The 17,202-nt window shown below is 59.2% G+C and carries 8 protein-coding genes; all 8 read left to right on the top strand.

Annotated elements, in window-relative coordinates:
- Window positions 1–4 precede the first annotated feature (4 nt).
- Window positions 5–2,041, top strand: coding sequence for a flagellar hook-associated protein FlgK (gene flgK, locus ACO6VD_RS13520; RefSeq protein ID WP_422419724.1), 2,037 nt, complete (start codon window positions 5–7; stop codon window positions 2,039–2,041).
- Between the two features lie 13 nt (window positions 2,042–2,054).
- On the top strand, window positions 2,055–3,623 hold the full coding sequence (locus tag ACO6VD_RS13515; protein WP_422419722.1) for a flagellar hook-associated protein 3: 1,569 nt from the start codon (window positions 2,055–2,057) through the stop codon (window positions 3,621–3,623).
- 64 nt (window positions 3,624–3,687) lie between these two features.
- Window positions 3,688–7,263, top strand: a complete 3,576-nt coding sequence (locus ACO6VD_RS13510) for a glycosyltransferase (RefSeq protein WP_422419720.1) — start codon at window positions 3,688–3,690, stop codon at window positions 7,261–7,263.
- Between the two features lie 61 nt (window positions 7,264–7,324).
- Window positions 7,325–10,117, top strand: coding sequence for a glycosyltransferase (locus ACO6VD_RS13505; RefSeq protein WP_422419718.1), 2,793 nt, complete (start codon window positions 7,325–7,327; stop codon window positions 10,115–10,117).
- Between the two features lie 203 nt (window positions 10,118–10,320).
- Window positions 10,321–11,091: a glucose-1-phosphate cytidylyltransferase gene (gene rfbF, locus ACO6VD_RS13500; protein ID WP_157193515.1), complete on the top strand. Its 771-nt coding sequence runs from the start codon at window positions 10,321–10,323 to the stop codon at window positions 11,089–11,091.
- The gene (gene rfbG / locus ACO6VD_RS13495; RefSeq protein WP_422419715.1) at window positions 11,082–12,146 is read left to right on the top strand and encodes a CDP-glucose 4,6-dehydratase; all 1,065 of its coding nucleotides are present in this window, start codon (window positions 11,082–11,084) and stop codon (window positions 12,144–12,146) included. The genes rfbF and rfbG overlap by 10 nt, the downstream gene beginning before the upstream one ends.
- Window positions 12,143–13,465, top strand: coding sequence for a lipopolysaccharide biosynthesis protein RfbH (rfbH, locus tag ACO6VD_RS13490; RefSeq protein WP_422419713.1), 1,323 nt, complete (start codon window positions 12,143–12,145; stop codon window positions 13,463–13,465). The genes rfbG and rfbH overlap by 4 nt, the downstream gene beginning before the upstream one ends.
- Window positions 13,466–13,610: 145 nt before the next feature.
- Entirely contained in the window at window positions 13,611–17,162 is a 3,552-nt protein-coding gene (locus ACO6VD_RS13485; RefSeq protein ID WP_422419711.1) for a glycosyltransferase, read from the top strand.
- Window positions 17,163–17,202: the final 40 nt, after the last annotated feature.

Raw genomic sequence — 17,202 nt, 5'->3', positions numbered from 1 at the left:
AACCATGGCGAGTTTGATCAACATCGGAATGTCGGGGCTCGGCGCTAGTCAGGCAGGCCTGCACACCACGGGTAACAACATTACCAATGCCGATGTCGCTGGTTATTCGCGCCAGCAGAACGTGCAGCGGGCCAACGGCTCGCAGCAGAACGGCAATGTATTTATCGGCACCGGTACGACCCTGTCCGATGTGCGTCGGGTGTACAACGCCTACCTCGAAAACCAGTTGCGTACCACCACCTCGCTGAACAGCGATGCTGCGGCGTATCTCAATCAGGTTGCGCCGATCGACAGCATGCTGTCCGACGCCGATACCGGTATTACCGGCGCCTTGAAGAGTTTCTTCACCGCCATGCAGAGCGCGGCCGCCAAGCCCAACGAGGATGCCTCGCGCCAGTTGCTGCTGACCAGTGCGCAATCGCTGAGCAAGCGCTTCAACACCATCGCCAACCAGCTCAACGAACAGAACAGCAACATCAATGGCAATCTGTCGTCGATGGCTGATCAGGTCAACAAACTGTCGGCAACCATTGCCCAGTACAACGACCAGATCTCGCAGATGCAGGGCACCCCGAACGACCTGCTCGACCAGCGCAACGAAGCGGTGCGTCAGTTGTCCCAGCTGGTCGGTACCCAGGTGGTCGAGCGTGAAGGCAATCTGGATATTTACCTGGAGAATGGCCAGCCGCTGGTGATGGGCAAGACCATCAACACCCTGGAGACTGTGCCGAGCAAGAACGACCCGACCCGGGTCAGTATCCAGCTCAACCGCGGCACCACGGTCATGGACGTCACTTCCAGTCTCAAGGGCGGCGAGATTGGCGGCCTGCTGCGTTATCGCAGCGAAGTACTCGACCCCTCGCTCAACGAGCTGGGGCGCGTGGCGCTGGTCATGGCTGATCAGATCAACCGCCAGTTGGCCCAGGGTATCGACAAGAACGGTGAATTCGGTGCCGCCCTGTTCAACAACATCAACAGCCCTGAACTGATCAGCCAGCGCAGCATTGCCAAAGCCGGCAACACCGGCAACGGTATGCTTGATGTGGTCATCAAGGACACTGGCAAGCTGAGCACCAGCGACTACCAGGTGACCTTCACCAGTGCTACTGGCTACAGCGTCAAGAAGCTGCCGGACGGGACCGCCATGGGGCCGTACGACATCACTGATGATCCGGCGCCGGTTATCGATGGCTTCAGCCTCAATCTCAATAGTGGTGCGGCGCAAGCGGGTGACAGCTTCAAAATCACCCCGACGCGCAATGCCGCCAGCAATCTGGACACTGTCCTCACTGATCCCAAGCGCCTGGCGCTGGCATCACCGCTGACCGCTACCAGTGGTTCGGGCAACAAGGGCACCGGCATCATCGGCCAGCCCGACCTGACTTCGTCGATGGACATCTACGATCCGGCCCAGCGCCTGGATCTGCAGAACGGCTTGAAGTATTCGACGCCGGTGAAGCTGGTGTTCGGTGATGAAAAAACCACGCCGCAGACCTACAAGCTGCTCGATGCCAAGGGTGATCCGCTGGCTTCCGGCACCATCATTCCAGGCCAGGCTAACAAGCTGCAGTTCTCGGTACCGATGGTCGACTCCACCGGTGCACCGATCGAGGATGCCAACGGTAACCAGAAGTCGTTCACCTTCGAGATGGAAGTCTCCGGTTCGCCCAAAGAGGGTGACAACTACACCATCGGCATGACTGGCCCGGGTTCCGACAACAACCGCAACGGCCAGGCGGTGATCGATCTGCAGACCAAGGGAACGGTTGAAGTCGGAGCCAACGGCAAGGGCATCAGCCTCACCGACGCCTACGGCAAACTGGTGGAGAACGTCGGCGGCAAGACCGCCCAGGCGCAGATGGATGTGGACTCGACCACCGCATTGCACACCTCGGCCAAGGCTTCGCGCGATTCGCTGTCGGGCGTCCAGCTCGATGAAGAAGCCGGCAACCTGATCAAATATCAGCAGTACTACACGGCCTCGTCGCAGATCATCAAAGCGGCGCAGGAAATCTTCTCCACGCTGATCAATGCCCTTTAAGGAGCGGTAGACCGTGCGTATTTCTACTTCCCAGTTCTACCAAACCAGCGCCGCGAACTACTCGAACAACTTTTCCAATCTGGTCAAGACCGGTCAGCAAGCCAGTGACAACATTCGTGTGCGTACGGCCGCGGATGATCCGGTCGGTGCCGCTCGCCTGTTGCAGCTGCAGCAGCAGAGCAATCTGCTCGATCAGTTCGACGGCAACATTACCAGTGTGCGCAATAGCCTGGGTACCGCCGAGTCGACCTTGAACTCCATCACCAACGTGCTGGCGCGGGTAAAGGAACTGGCGGTCGGCGCTGGCAACGGCGGCTATACCGATGCCGACCGTAAAGCCAATGCCCAGGAGCTGACCCAGCTCGAAGAGCAGCTCTACAGCCTGATGAACAGCCGTGACGAGAACGGCAAGTACATTTTCTCCGGTTCGCGTGGCGATACCCAGCCCTATGTGCGCAACGCAGATGGCACCTACAGCTACCAGGGCGACCAGAGCACCCTGAGCCTGCAGGTCGGCGACATGCTCAGCATGGCCACCAACGACAGCGGCTACAGCGTATTCGAGCAAGCGCTCAATACCAGTCGCAGCCAGACGACCCTGACCTTTCCGGTAGTGGATGATGGCCGGGTCAGCCTGTCCAATGGCCAGGTGTCCGGCAGCACCCAGTACAATGATCGCTTCCGTGGCGGTGAGCCGTACACCATCACCTTCACCAGCAACACTGAGTTCAAGATCACTGACGCGGCCAACAATGACGTGACCCTGGAAGCTACCGGTGGTGGCACCTTCGATTCGAAAAAGGACGCCAGTATCACCTTCCGTGGTGTCGAGATGCGCCTGGACGTCAACCTGCAGGAAGGTGACGACCCAGATACCGCAATCGCCGGTTACACCTTCAATCTGGCCTCCAAAGCCGATGAAGTCGGCGGTTCGCGCAGCCCGGGCAATACCTCGTCGGCGCAGATCAACAGTGCCACCATCACTGACAAGACCGCCTACAGCAACGCGTTCCCGGGTGGCGGTGCGATCATCAAGTTCACCAGCGCCACCAACTTTGAGGTCTATGCCCAGCCGATGTTGCCGGATGCCCGTCCTGTGGCCAGTGGTGCCCTGACCGGCACGCCTGCTACCAAGGCCAGCATTGCCGGTGTTGATTTTGACTTCTCCGAGCCGCCAGCCGGAGGCGACCAGTTCTCGGTCAAGGTCGATACCCACCAGACCCAGAATATCCTTGATACCATCTCGGAGTTCCGCAAGGCGCTGGAGATGCCGGTCGACACAGACCTGGCGTCGCGCCAGAAGTACCAGGCCGCCCTGGACTCGGCGGTCGGCAACCTGGAAAGTGGAGCCAACAAAGTTGCTGAAGCCATCAGCTCGATCGGTGCTCGCGGTGCCGCTCTGGATGTTCAGGCGGAAACCAACGAGAGCCTGAAAATGGCCAACACCAAGACCCAGAGTTCGATTCGTGATGCGGACCCTGCCGAAGTGCTGGTTCGTTTGAACCTGCAACAGACCATGCTGCAGGCCTCGCAACTGGCTTTCTCGAAAATCTCCTCGCTGAGCTTGTTCAACCAGCTCTGATTGACTCGGCGCTTTGACAGTTGACTGTGGACTCTGTCAAAGCGCCTCCTCCGGGTTTCCCATCGTGAACCACCTAGCATTAGTCAGTATTGCCATCCCGGCTTTCAATCCCGAGTTCTTTCACCGGGCACTGCTCAGCGCAATCTCACAGGACTACGGTTGTCTTGAGGTCATTGTCTGTGATGACAGCGCCGGGGATGAGATCAAAGAAATCTTTGACGAGCTGGCCGCTCAGGCAACCTGTGAACTGCGCTACGTGCGCAATGCCATGACCCTGGGGTTCGCGCGCAACTTGCTGGTGTGCCTTGAGCAATCCCGGGGCGAGTACATCAAGTTTCTCTGTGACGATGATTGGTTGCTGTCGAGCAGTATCCGTCAACAGGCGCAAGTCTTGGCAGACTGCCCCGACGTCAGCATAGTGACCAATCATCGCTTTTTGTGTGATGCCAAGGACTCGTTGCTGCCACCACGTGCGGCTAATTGCTTTATCGCGATAGAAAGCGCGGTGCTCAACGGCGGCGATCTGTTGGAGGCTGTGGCTACCAATGCGCCGAACCTGTTTGGCGGTTTAAGCCACGTTCTGATGCGTCGGGCACTGGTGGAGCAGTCGCTGGCGATGTTGGTACAGGAGGGGCAGGGGTTTAGTGCTCGTCTGGATATGGCGCTGTACATCTGCCTGCTGCGCCGTGGGCACCTGGGGTACCTCCAGCAAATGCTCAGTATCGAGCGGATGCATGCCGCTCGCTTGAGCCATCAAACCAGCATGGAAATGGCTTTCAAGGTAGAGACCGAATGGCTGTTGCAGATGCTCGCTTCGCGAACGGGCGAGCCGGCACCGGCTCCCGGCTGGGTGCGCCATATCGGCTTCGAGCAGTATTGCGAGGGCCCGGACAAGGATTGGCAGGAGTATGAACTGACTCGTTTGTACTCCGGGCAAATTGCCAACTACCAGCAGCAGGTGGGCAGTGACAGTCTGAGTTTTGCCGAGCTCTATGCTCAGTGGCTGGAGTGCAGAACATTGTCTGCTGCGCAGATTCGTCTGATGGCCAGGCGGATCGAGCAATGGCCGAGCACACCCCGCATTGTTCCGGTGGTCATGGATCCCGCCGGAGATGCGCTGGCGTTGAAGGCTACGCTGGAGAGCATTGCGCTGCAGTCCTACGCAGCTGGCCAGGTGTGGGTATTTGCCCGTGATCCGGCGCAAGTACCAGACGCTGCCAATGTGCAGACAACCGCATTGCGTGGAGACGGCTTCGAGCAGGTCAATGCGCGACTGCAATCGGCAGGTGATGCTGACTGGGTCTTCCTGCTGCGCGCTGGCGACCGTTTGCACCCGCATGCATTGGTGATCATGGCTGAGCGTATGGCGTTGTATGCCGACAGGAACTGCTTCTACACCGATGAAGGGGCCAACGATAATCTGCAGGCCTCCAGTCCGATCTTCAAGCCGGACTTCAATCTCGACCTGATGCGTAGTTTTCCCTATGTCGGACGCATGCTGGCCTTCAGGCGCGAGGCCTTGTCCAGCTTGGGCGGTTTCGCTGCGGAATTCGGCGCCCTGGCGCCCCATGATCTGCTCTGGCGGATGGTCGAGGCGGATGGCTTGCAAGTCGTCGGGCATATCGCTGAGCTGCTCGTGGAGTGCAAGGCCAGTTACGCGGATTGGTTGGTTGAAGCGGACTGTGTGCTTCAGGCGCCGCACATACTCAGAGCGCATCTGCAGCGTCTGGGCGTGCCGTTCGAGCTCGCTTCGGCGCCAGGCTCCATGCTCTCACGCGTTCGCTATGAGCATGATGAGCGGCCAGGGGTGTCGATCATTATTGATGCTGGCCATGACCTGCAGTTGCTGCGCCATTGTGTCGAGTCGATATTCGAACACACGGCCTATGCCCCATACGAGGTCCTGATCGTGACCGGCGGTAGCGAGCCGGAGCCGATGCAGGACTGGTTTGCTGCCATGCAAGGACTCGGTAGCGAGCAATTGAGGATTATCGAGGTTGCCGGGCACAGTGCCGCACAGCGGATAAATCACGCCAGTCACGAAGCACTGGGTACCTATCTGCTGATGCTTGACCCCCGGTGCATGATTTTTGACGGCCAATGGCTGAACGAACTCATGACCCAAGCTCAGCGTCCGGAAGTTGGTGTGACAGGTCCGAAACTCTGCGCCCCGGACAGTACCGTGGTGGGCGCTGGACTGGTCCTTGGTCTGCAGGGGCCTGCCAGCAGTCCATTCGTCGGGCATTCGGCTGATGCCAGCGGGTACATGAATCGCTTGAGTGTGGTGCAGAACTGGAGCGCAGTCAGTGGTGACTGCCTGCTGGTGCGTCGAAGCATATTCACCGAGTTGGGTGGTCTTGAGGAGGGTGCTTATCAGGATCAATGGTTCGATGCGGACTTCTGTCTGCGGGTTCGCGACCATGGTTATCTGATTGTCTGGACGCCTTTTTCCATGGTCGCTCGACTGAGTGTTTCGAGTGAATCACGGACAGGGCAGGCCAATGCTGGTCGGGATCAAGAGGCTTTTTACCAGCGCTGGTTGTCTCGTGTGGCCAGTGATCCCGCCTACAATCGTAACCTCAACCTGAAGATGTCCAGTTTCACCCTCGATCCTGGCTTGCGCACCGGCTGGGATCCGTTTGTCAGTCGAGCGTTACCCTTTGTCCTTGCTTTGCCGATCAACACGTCGGCGGTAGGGCACTATCGGGTGGCACAGCCATTTCTCGAACTGGAAAAGGCAGGCTGGATCCAGGGACGATTGACGTACACCACACCGGGTCACATTGAAATGGAGCGTGACAAGCCGGATGTGGTCATCCTGCAATGCCGCTATACCCCCAATGCGCTAGAGGAAATAGAGCGTATCAAGCGTTTCTCCAATGCTCGGCGTATTTACGAGATCGATGACTACATCCTCGATGTGCCGAAAAAGAACGCTCACGGCCGCAACCTTCCGGGCAACATGCGTGAAATGGTCACGCGGGGCATTTCCCTTTGCGATCGACTGGTGGTCTCCACTGAGCCGCTGGCTGAAGTGTTGTCGAGCATGAACCAGGATATTCGCGTGGTTCCGAATATGCTGGCTTCACAGTTGTGGCACGGCCTGCGCAGTCGTCGCCAGACCTCGCTCAAGCCGCGGGTGGGTTGGGCGGGGGGCACCAGCCACCGCGGCGATCTCGAGCTTATTGTCGATGTCGTCAAGGAACTGGCGAACGAGGTCGAATGGGTCTTCTTTGGCATGTGTCCGGATTTGCTTCGTCCTTATGTCCACGAGTTCCACCCGGGTGTATCGCTGCTTGAGTACCCGCGCAAGTTGGCCAGTCTGGACCTGGACCTGGCGCTGGCGCCGCTGGAGTCCAACCTGTTCAACGACTGCAAGAGCAATTTGCGATTGCTTGAGTATGGTGCCTGTGGTTATCCGGTGATCTGTAGCGATGCCAGGGCCTATCGAGGTTATTTGCCTTGTACGCGTGTGGTCAGCAACACCACTCACGAATGGTTGCAAGCAATACGTATGCACCTGGCCGATCCGCGAGCCAGCTATCGACAAGGCGATGAGTTGCGCGAAGTGGTGTTGCGCGACTATGTGCTGACGGCAGATAAGTTGCAGCACTGGGCAAATGGCTGGCTGGCTGATTGATCACACCCGATCGGTAATCGGTGCCTGTCCGAATTCGAATTTTATGAGTACTAGGTGCGCTATGGGCGAGAAAGCGGTTGAGTTGGCGACATCACTGAACAACGTAACGGTTGTCTTGCTGGGGGTAAGTGACCCTGATTATCAGGGCCGTGCACGCTATTACTACAAACAGCACTTTTGCCAGATGCTGAGCGTCGACATTGCGACCCGGTCTGCATCTTCCCAGCTCTGGCGGGAGCAGTTGCTTGCTGTGCTTGAGCAAATAGAAACGCCATTTGCAATCCTGACGCCGGACAGTGACTTCCTGCTCGCCGATGCCTTGACGGAGGGGGTGGACTTTCTCCTGGGGCACCCTGATTTCACCATGGCTCAGGGCTATTCAATCGGCTATTCAGCAGGCGGCGACGAGGTCGATTATTACAAGCTCGGATCAGCCCGCGACCATAGTGCTTATGCCGTTGATCCCGGCGAGCGTGTCGCGTTGTACGCGCGTCTCGGCTTGCAAGCATGGCGTTCGCTGGTAAGGGTCGAAGTCTTGAAGGCTGCGGTGCGTAATGCGCCTGCAGATTTACCATTCGAAGGCTGGTGTGTAGCAATTGGCTATGCGCTGCTGAGGCAGGGAGTGGGCCGGGTTTTGGCGCAGACCAGTGCCGTGGTCGAGTATCGGCCGAGCCAGCAGAACCCGATTGCTTATGAGGAATGCCTCAACCAGACCGTGCGCTGCTTGCATCAATGGAATGCTGAAACAGGGCAAGCAGACCAAGGCAACATCGACTTTGATGTGTTGGGCAGATTTGTTCGTAATACTCACGAGGGGCGTGAGGCCCGGCTGTTGTTCAAGTCACGCTGGGGCGGGGTGTTGAAAGACCCGGAGCGGACATTCGAGCCACGTCAGTTCGTCGAGATGCCTTACTACAATGCTGCGGTGTTTGAGCAATTGCATGCGTTGGAGTTTCTGCTGCATGCCTGGCCAGCGGGACAACGGCAGATCCAGGCCCTCGAAGGGTGCTGGGTTCGCCAGCAGGCCTTGCTCGAGATTCATCCCAACGATTCGGTGGACAGTATCAAGGATCGCTATTGGCAAGCGCTGTCCTTGGGTCTGTTCAATAGCCAGGTATGCCGGCGCCTGGTCGAAGTACTGGACGGCAAGGATGACGCCGTCAAGGCCCGCGAGCTGGAGGGTTGGCTTGAACGGCTCGATGCGCTGGGTGGGGCTTCGGTGCAGGAACGTCTGGCGACTACCCCGTCAGGCAGAATTCTTTCGGCCATTGCCGCAGCAACGCCTGACGCTGGCGCCAGAAAACGTGTGCTCGCGCACTTGAGCAAAAATCGCTTGCCGCAGATTGCTTTCGTGCTGATGGATCTTGAAAACGATGATGCTGCCCTGCAGGGCACGTTCGACAGTTTGCTGGCCAGTGGACTGCGCGACTTCAAGATTGTCGTACTCAAGGCCGGTGAGTTGCCGGCGATTACCACGCCGCGCGATACCTTGCATTTTATCAAGGTCACTGCCGGCAACGTTGTTGCCCACCTCAACCAGGTAGTACGGCAACTGTCCAGTGATTGGCTGATGCTGCTTGAGGCGGGAGATGTATTGACTCCGGGCGGGTTGCTGCGTTTGCAATCTGAACTGGCTGGCGCGCAGGGTTGTCAGGCGATTTGTGCCAATGAAGTACAGCGTGCGGGAGACGGTCGTCTGCTCAGCGTTGTTCGACCCGGCGCCAACCTGGATCTGTTGCGCAGTCGTCCCGACCTGATGTCCCGGCATTGGTTGCTGCACCGTGAGAGCGTGATTGGCTTGGGTGGGTTCAGCGAGGCGTATGCGCACGCCCTTGAGTTCGACTTGCTGCTCAGGTTGATTGAGCAGCATGGTATGGGCGGGCTGGCGCATCTGGACGAGTATCTGGTCATTGGCCAGCAGAGACGCGAGGCCATGTCGGTGGATGCGCTGGCTACGCTCAAGCGTCACCTGGCCGGGCTTGGTTACAATGGGCAGGTCAGTGAGAGTGTCGACGGGGCCTTCCAGATTGATTTCCGTCACCCTGTGACACCGCAGGTCAGCATCCTGTTGCCGGTCGACGGCGACCTGGCGCAACTCAGGGCTTGCCTGGCGAGCATCGTGCAGCGTACCCGCTATCCTCGCTACGAGGTGATCGTGGTCGATGATGGGAGCAACACAACAACACTGGCGAGTGAGATTGCCGGGGGGCGGATCAGCGTGCTGGCGGGCGAGCCGGGGATGTCTCGCTCGCAGTTGATCAATCAGGCGGCCGCACAGGCTCGCGGTGAATACCTGGTACTGATGTCCAGCCGCAGCCAGGTGGCCTCGGCAGCCTGGATCGAGGCGTTGCTCAACCAGGCGCTACGGCCTGAGGTGGGCGTGGTGGGCTGCCTGATGCATGGTCGCGAGGAGAAGGTGACCCATGCCGGTTACGAGTTGCTGGTTTCCGGTCAAGTCCAGGGTGCATTGCTCGGAGTGTCCAGGTTTGCGCCTGAGTCGGTCCTGGGCTTGGCACAGGTGCGTAGTTGTCAGGCAGTGTCCGGCGATTGTCTGATGGTGCGCAAGGACCTGTTCAGCCAATGCGACGGCATGCAGGCGTTTGCCGGTTCCGATATCGATCTGTGCCTGAAAGCTGCGCAAGCGGGTCTGCTGGTGATCTGGACGCCACAGGCGCAAATGCTCAATGACGCTGTTCCGGTGCTTGAGCAACAGCAACAGCAGGCATTGTCCGCGCGCTGGCCCTCGGCGTTCACGACGCGAGTGGCGGCCAGCGATTCATCTGGTGTGGACGTATCGAGGGGGGCGGATTCAGGCCAACCGGTGGTGCTCGAGTGGGTCAGCGAACTGGCTTGACGCAGGTGTAACGACAAGGCCGGGCTTAATGCCCGGCCTTGTCGTTTCTGCGCCACTGCCGAGGCAGTGGTCGGCTTGGTGCTTCTCATGATTCTTGCTTTTTACAAGTTGGCAACATTCTTGCTTTTAGTCCGCTCAGCCATTGCTTTGGTCAGTAAATTGTCGGCTCGGATCGTGGCAAAAGCCCTTAAGGTAAGCAGATAATGAAAACAGTCATTCTGGCCGGCGGCCTGGGTACGCGTATCAGCGAAGAATCCCACCTGCGGCCAAAACCGATGATCGAGATAGGCGGCAAGCCGATCATCTGGCACATCATGAAGATCTACTCGCACTTTGGCATCAACGACTTCGTCATCTGCTTGGGCTACAAGGGCTATGTGATCAAGGAGTACTTTGCCAACTATTTTCTGCACATGTCCGACGTCACTTTTGACATGGCAGAGAACCAGATGTGCATCCATAACCGCCATGCCGAGCCCTGGCGCGTAACCCTGGTAGATACTGGCGAGAACACTGCCACTGGCGGTCGTCTGAAGCGCATACGCGACTATGTGGGGGACGAGACTTTCTGTCTGACTTACGGCGACGGCGTTGCCGACGTCAATATTCCTGCACTCATCGACTTCCACCGCAGCCATGGCAAGTTGGCCACAGTCACTGGTGTACAGCCGCCGGGACGTTACGGTGCCCTGGACATACGCGGGGAGCAGGTCCGAGGATTTCAGGAGAAGCCCCTGGGCGATGGCGGCTGGATCAACGGTGGATTCTTCGTGTTGGAGCCCGGTGTATTCGACTTCATTGACGGTGATGACACCACCTGGGAATCCGAGCCGATGCGCGCGCTGGCCGGGCAGGGTGAACTCATGAGCCACCTGCACCGAGGCTTCTGGCAGGCTATGGACACCCTGCGCGACCGCGTCCTGCTGGAAGATCGCTGGAAGACTGGCCAGGCGCAGTGGCGGCTATGGTCGTAAGTCCATCGTTCTGGTCAGGACGCCGGGTGCTTCTGACCGGACACACCGGTTTCAAGGGCGGCTGGCTGGCGTTGTGGTTGCGCGAGCTGGGCGCTCACGTTCACGGTTACTCGCTGCCGGCCAATACCGAGCCTGCATTCTGGGATGTCGCTGCGCTTGCCGGGCGAGTTCCTGGCACCTTGGCCGACATCCGTGATGTGCAGCGTTTGAGTGAAGCCTTGAATGCGGCCCGGCCCGAGATTGTTCTGCACCTGGCAGCCCAGCCGCTGGTGCGTGAGTCTTACCGCACACCGTTGGATACCTATACGACCAATGTGATTGGCACGGTCAATCTGCTTGAAGCGGCACGGCAGTGCGAGTCGGTGCGTGCGGTGTTGGTAGTCACCAGTGACAAGTGCTACGACAACCGTGAGTGGCTCTGGCCGTACCGCGAAACAGATGCCCTCGGTGGGCATGACCCCTATAGCAGCAGCAAGGCGTGTGTAGAGGTGCTGTGTACCTCTTGGCGCGAGTCTTTCCTGCGTGAATCGGGTATCGCCCTGGCGACTGCGCGGGCGGGTAATGTCATTGGTGGCGGCGACTGGTCCGGCGACCGCTTGGTACCCGACATCCTGCGTGCCTGGCAGGCGGGGGAGTCGCTGACCTTGCGTTATCCACAGGCTATCCGTCCTTGGCAGCACGTGCTTGAGCCGTTGCAGGGCTACTTGCATCTGGCTCAGGCATTGGTAGAGCGCGGCGATGCCGTGGCGTCGGCCTGGAACTTCGGCCCGGATGCTGATGGCGTGGCCACAGTAGGTGAGCTGGTCGAGCAGCTTGCCCGGCTCTGGCCGGGTGACGCGCCCTGGCAAGTCGATGCGGCAGGGCAACCGCATGAAGCGGGATTGCTGTCGCTGGACTCCAGCAAGGCACGCCGACAACTTGGCTGGAGGCCGCGCTGGACGTTGGCACAAGCCCTTGAACACACCCTCGACTGGCACCGTGCCTGGCACGCCGGTCAAGACATGCATGCATTCAGCCGCGCGCAGATCGCGGCTTATCAAGGCGAGACCCCATGAGTGTACAAACGGCGCAACAGCTGCGCGAGCAGATAGCCGAGCTGGTAGGCCGCTATGCGGAACTGGAATTGGCCACCTCGCCATTCGTAGCGGGCGAGGACGCAGTGCCTCCTTCCGGCAAGGTCATTGGTGCACCCGAGTTGCAAGCCATGACCGAGGCGGTGCTAGACGGCTGGCTGACGACCGGGCGCTTCAATCAGGCCTTCGAAAAACGCTTGTCGCGTTACCTGGGGCGGCGTGGTGTATTGACTGCCAACTCTGGGTCATCTGCCAATCTTCTGGCTTTTTCGGCATTGACTTCGCCACGTCTGGGCGACCGTGCGATTGGCAAGGGCGATGAAGTGATTGGCGTGGCCGCAGGCTTCCCGACCACGGTCAACCCGATCCTGCAGTTTGGCGCAGTACCTGTGTTCGTCGATATCGAACTGGGGACCTATAACATCAATCCAGCCCTGATCGAAGCGGCGATTGGTCCGCGGACCAAGGCGATCATGTTGGCCCACACCTTGGGCAACCCGTTCAATCTCAAAGTGGTGCGCGAGCTGTGCGACCGTTACGGTCTGTGGCTGATCGAAGACTGTTGCGACGCCCTGGGTGCGACTTACGATGGTCGTCAGGTAGGCAGCTTCGGCGATCTTGGTACCCTGAGCTTCTACCCGGCCCACCACATCACCATGGGTGAGGGCGGTGCCGTGTTCACCGATTCGCCGCTGCTCAAGCGCATCGTCGAATCGTTCCGCGACTGGGGTCGTGACTGCTATTGCGGACCGGGCGAGGACAACACCTGCAGCAAGCGTTTCTGCTGGCAGCTGGGTGATCTGCCGCAAGGCTACGATCACAAGTACACCTACTCGCACCTGGGCTACAACCTCAAGATCACTGACATGCAGGCCGCCTGCGCACTGGCGCAGATGGACCGGGTCGATGACTTCATCGCTGCACGCAAGCGCAATTTCGATTGGCTTAGCGAGCGTCTGAGCGGTTGCACCGATCAATTGATCCTGCCGCACGCCACCGCCAACAGTGACCCGTCCTGGTTCGGTTTTCCGCTCACCCTGCGCGATGGTTGCGGGGTCGAGCGCCTGGATCTTCTGCGTCACCTGGATGCGCAGAAGATCGGTACGCGGCTGCTGTTCGCAGGCAACCTGACTCGCCAGCCTTATATGAAGGACCAGCAATACCGAGTGGCGAGCGAGCTGACGGTGACCGACAAGGTAATGAAGGACACCTTCTGGATCGGCCTGTGGCCAGGACTTTCCGAACAGCACCTCGAGCATGCTGCCTGCAACATAGAAAGCTACGTGCGCAGGTTGCGCTGACAGGTGCTCAATGCCGTTCAGTGGCCTTGGTGTGCGTTCAAACGCTGTGGACTCAAGGAGCCCGCGCGCAGCCACCGAGGCCAGGTCTTGAGTAGTCCACCCGACACGTCGAACGTTCTGCGTTAATTCAGGGTTTCAAAAGTCTATGGCCAATCAGTCCTTTCCACCTCTGTTTGTTGCGCCTACGCGTCCCTACTACTTGCTCGCGCCAGACTATCGCCGCAATTCGGCAGGCATTCGTGTGATGCACATGCTCTGCCATCTGCTCAATCGCTGCGGTCAGGATGCCTATATGTTTCCCGCTCAGACCAATCCGCTGTGGCATACGCCGCTGCTGACGGGGGACCTGCAGCAGCAACACGCACAGGCGGGGCGCCGGCCGATCGTGGTGTACCCTGAAGTGGTCCGGGGCAATCCTGCCAATGCACAATCGGTGGTGCGCTACCTTCTGAACCTGCCGGGTCTGCTTGGCGGTGATACGGAGTTTGCAAGCACGGACATGATTTTTGCCTACACGCAGAATTTGTTGCCGGAGGGGGAGAGCCAGGATCGCATCCTGTTCATGCCGCCCATCGATACCTCGATTTACAACAACCTGGCTAATCCCTATGACCGGCAGCGCAAAGGTTGGTTGATGTATCCGGGGCGGCATGTCGATGCCCTGAAGGAGCACCCTGAACTTGCAGCAAAGTGCACCATCATTACCGGTGAGTGGCCTGCCACCTCAGAGGAAATGGCCGAGCTGTTCCGAAGAAGCGAGCGGGTGTACTGCTTCGCGTCCACGGCCATTGCCCTGGAGGCGATACTGTGTGGCTGCCCTGCCGTTGTCCTGAAGTCGCCGTTCTTTGACGGTGTTCCGCTTGGCATCGAGGAGTTCGGGACGCATGGGTTGGCATTCGAGGATACTCCTGCGGCGATCGAGCATGCGATGGCCGGGATACCCATCGTCGGGGAAAAATATACTGCCTTGCAGAATCGCTTCTGGGAGCAACTAGGCACATTCATCGAGAAGACCCAGGCGATGCCCTGCACGACCTTGGGGGCAGATAACCCGGCGGTGGGCGAGGCACAATCGGCTGAGCAGCAGCGTGTCCGGGAGCGCAGCCAGTCCATCGAGCATTGGCTGCGGCAACGTTTCCCCTCCGAAGGGCAAGCGGCACTGATGACTCGGCGTCTTGAGGAGCGCTGGCATGATTTGCCGCGCTTCAATTTCATCATTGTACCGGATGGGCAGCCAGCCGCCACCGAGACCACACGGCAGAGTCTGCAAGCGCAAGGTTATCAATTCATCGATATCCACGTTGCCGTTGATGCAGATGTTGCAACGCTCAATGATCTGGCGTGGCAAATAGTCGACGGCCAGTGGCTGTGCTTTGTCCGTGCGGGCACTACATTCACGCCGTTCGGGTTGTTTGTACTGGCACTGGAGCTGCTCGATGCGCCAAGTGTCCGGGCGCTGTATGCGGACGAGATCGTCCGCGCACCCACAGGAGAGCTGGACACCCTGCTGCGTCCTGATTTCAACCTGGATATGTTCCTGTCCTGTCCGGCGAACATGGCCCGTCACTGGTTCTATCGACGGGATGTTTTTCTGAATGCGGGCGGGTTCGATCCGGAAAGCGCCGGGGCCGTTGAGTTCGGCTTGCTGTTGCGGCTGATCGAAGACTCCGATGGACTGGATGGTCTGGCGCATATCAGTGAACCTGTGTGTATCAGTGCCGCCACCGATCTGGTGCACAACCCCCAGGAACAGGCTGTTCTGCTGCGGCACCTGCATCAGCGCGGCTATCTTCAGGCCCGGGTCCAGATGCATCGGCCAGGTATTCATCGCATCCACTACGGCCATGCGGATACGCCACTGGTGTCGATTGTCGTTGCCGTCAAGGGGCGGTGCGACCGGGTACGCAGTTGTGTCACGTCGCTGATGGAAAAAACCACCTACCGAAACTACGAAATCCTTTTAGTCGACAACGGCAACACTGACCCGGCTACCCGTGCCTGGCTCGACGGTATGGCGGCGCTGGAGGCATCGGGTATCTGCGTGCTGCGTTATCCGTCCGAGTTCGATTACGGCGCTATCAACAACATGGCGGCTGGTCATGCTCGTGGCGATTATCTAGTGCTGTTGCATAGCGATACCGTCATTGTCCAGGACGACTGGCTGGATGCGTTGCTCAACCACGCGCAGCGTCCGGAAGTGGGCATCGTGGGTGCCAAGTTGCTGCACCCCGACGGCACGGTCGAATGTGCTGGAGTGGTACTGGGGTTGAACGGTCCGGCCCATTCGGCATTTTCTGGCCAGGCCGACAATGGCGGCTTTATGCAGCGTCTGGAAATGGATCAGAACTACAGTGCTGTTTCCGGAGCCTGTCTGATGATTCGCCGAGCGCTCTATGAGTCGTTGGGTGGAATGGACATGCCACAGTTGCAAGAAACGTACGGGGATATCGACCTGTGTCTGAAGGCTGGCCAGGCGGGCTATCTCACGGTTTGGACGCCCCACGCCGTGGTGTTGCAGGAGCGGGACAGCGCTCAGGAACAACCAGCGCTGTCGTCTCAAGAGGCAGGTACTGCGGATCAGGACGCGATGTACCGCAAGTGGCTGCCACTCATTGCCCGCGATCCGGCCTATAACCGGAATTTGTCTCTCCAGGGCGCGGGGTTCGAACTGGAAGCTGATTCGGCGCTGACCTGGAACCCGCTTGCATGGCGGCCGTTGCCAGTGGTGCTGGCGATGCCCAAGGACCTTGAAGGGGGCGGGTACGGCCGTGTCATCGACCCGGCATTGTCCATGAATATCAGTGGTGTGGCCGATGTACGCCTGAGCTTGCGTCATTACCTGCCAGCCGAGCTGGAGCGGCTTCAGCCGGATACCTGGGTATTGCAGCAGCAGGTCACTGAGGCGGGAATCGAATCGTTACGCCGCAATGCCCAATTCTCCAGCGCGTTCAAGGTCGCAGAGGTGGACGCTTATCTTCCCGGGTTACCCGAGGGGCATATGCTGCGTGCCAGCGTACCTGGAGATATCCAGGTTGCATTGCAACGCTTCGTGGGGCTGGCTGATCGGCTGGTGGTGCCGACTGAAGCCTTGGCCGAAGTGCTACGTGGCTCGAACCAGGACATTCGAGTGCTGCCCGATCGTTTGCATCCAGCGCGCTGGGGGGCGTTGGAGCGCCACCAGGCTATGGGGGGGCGTCCTCGCGTGGGTTGGGTTGGCGACTTCAGTGATGCAGATGTGCAGGCGCTGATGAAGGACGTTGTCGAGGCATTGGCCGGTGAGGTGGACTGGGTATGCCTCGGTGAGTGCCCGGAGCCGATGCGCGCTTACGTGGGTGAATTGCACGATCCGGTGCCGTTCGACCAATACCCGCAAAAGTTGGCGTCGCTGCACCTCGATCTGGCCCTGGCTCCGTTGGGGTATGGCCTGTTCGACGCCTGCCAAAGCAATGTGCGGCTGCTGCAATACGCTGCCTGCGGTTATCCCGTGGTGTGCAGTGATGTGCAGCCCTATCAGGGCTTGCCTGTGACCCGGGTGAAAAATACCGCCAGAGATTGGCTGAACGCGATCCGTATGCACGTTGCTGATCTCGATGCCACCGCCAGGTGTGCGGATGTCCTGCGAGAAACGGTACTGAGCCGGTGGATGCTGGATGAGCGATATGTGGAGCAGTGGTTGAAGGCGTGGCTCCCTGATTGAAGTGTGTGCCGGAGTAGTGGCAGCGGCGTATTACCGAACA

Origin of the sequence: Pseudomonas sp. GZD-222, from assembly GCF_049310525.1 — a bacterium.
Classification (GTDB): Bacteria; Pseudomonadota; Gammaproteobacteria; order Pseudomonadales; family Pseudomonadaceae; genus Aquipseudomonas.
The sequence above is the reverse complement of the archived record's forward strand: the minus strand, read 5'-3'. Positions and strand labels throughout refer to the sequence as shown.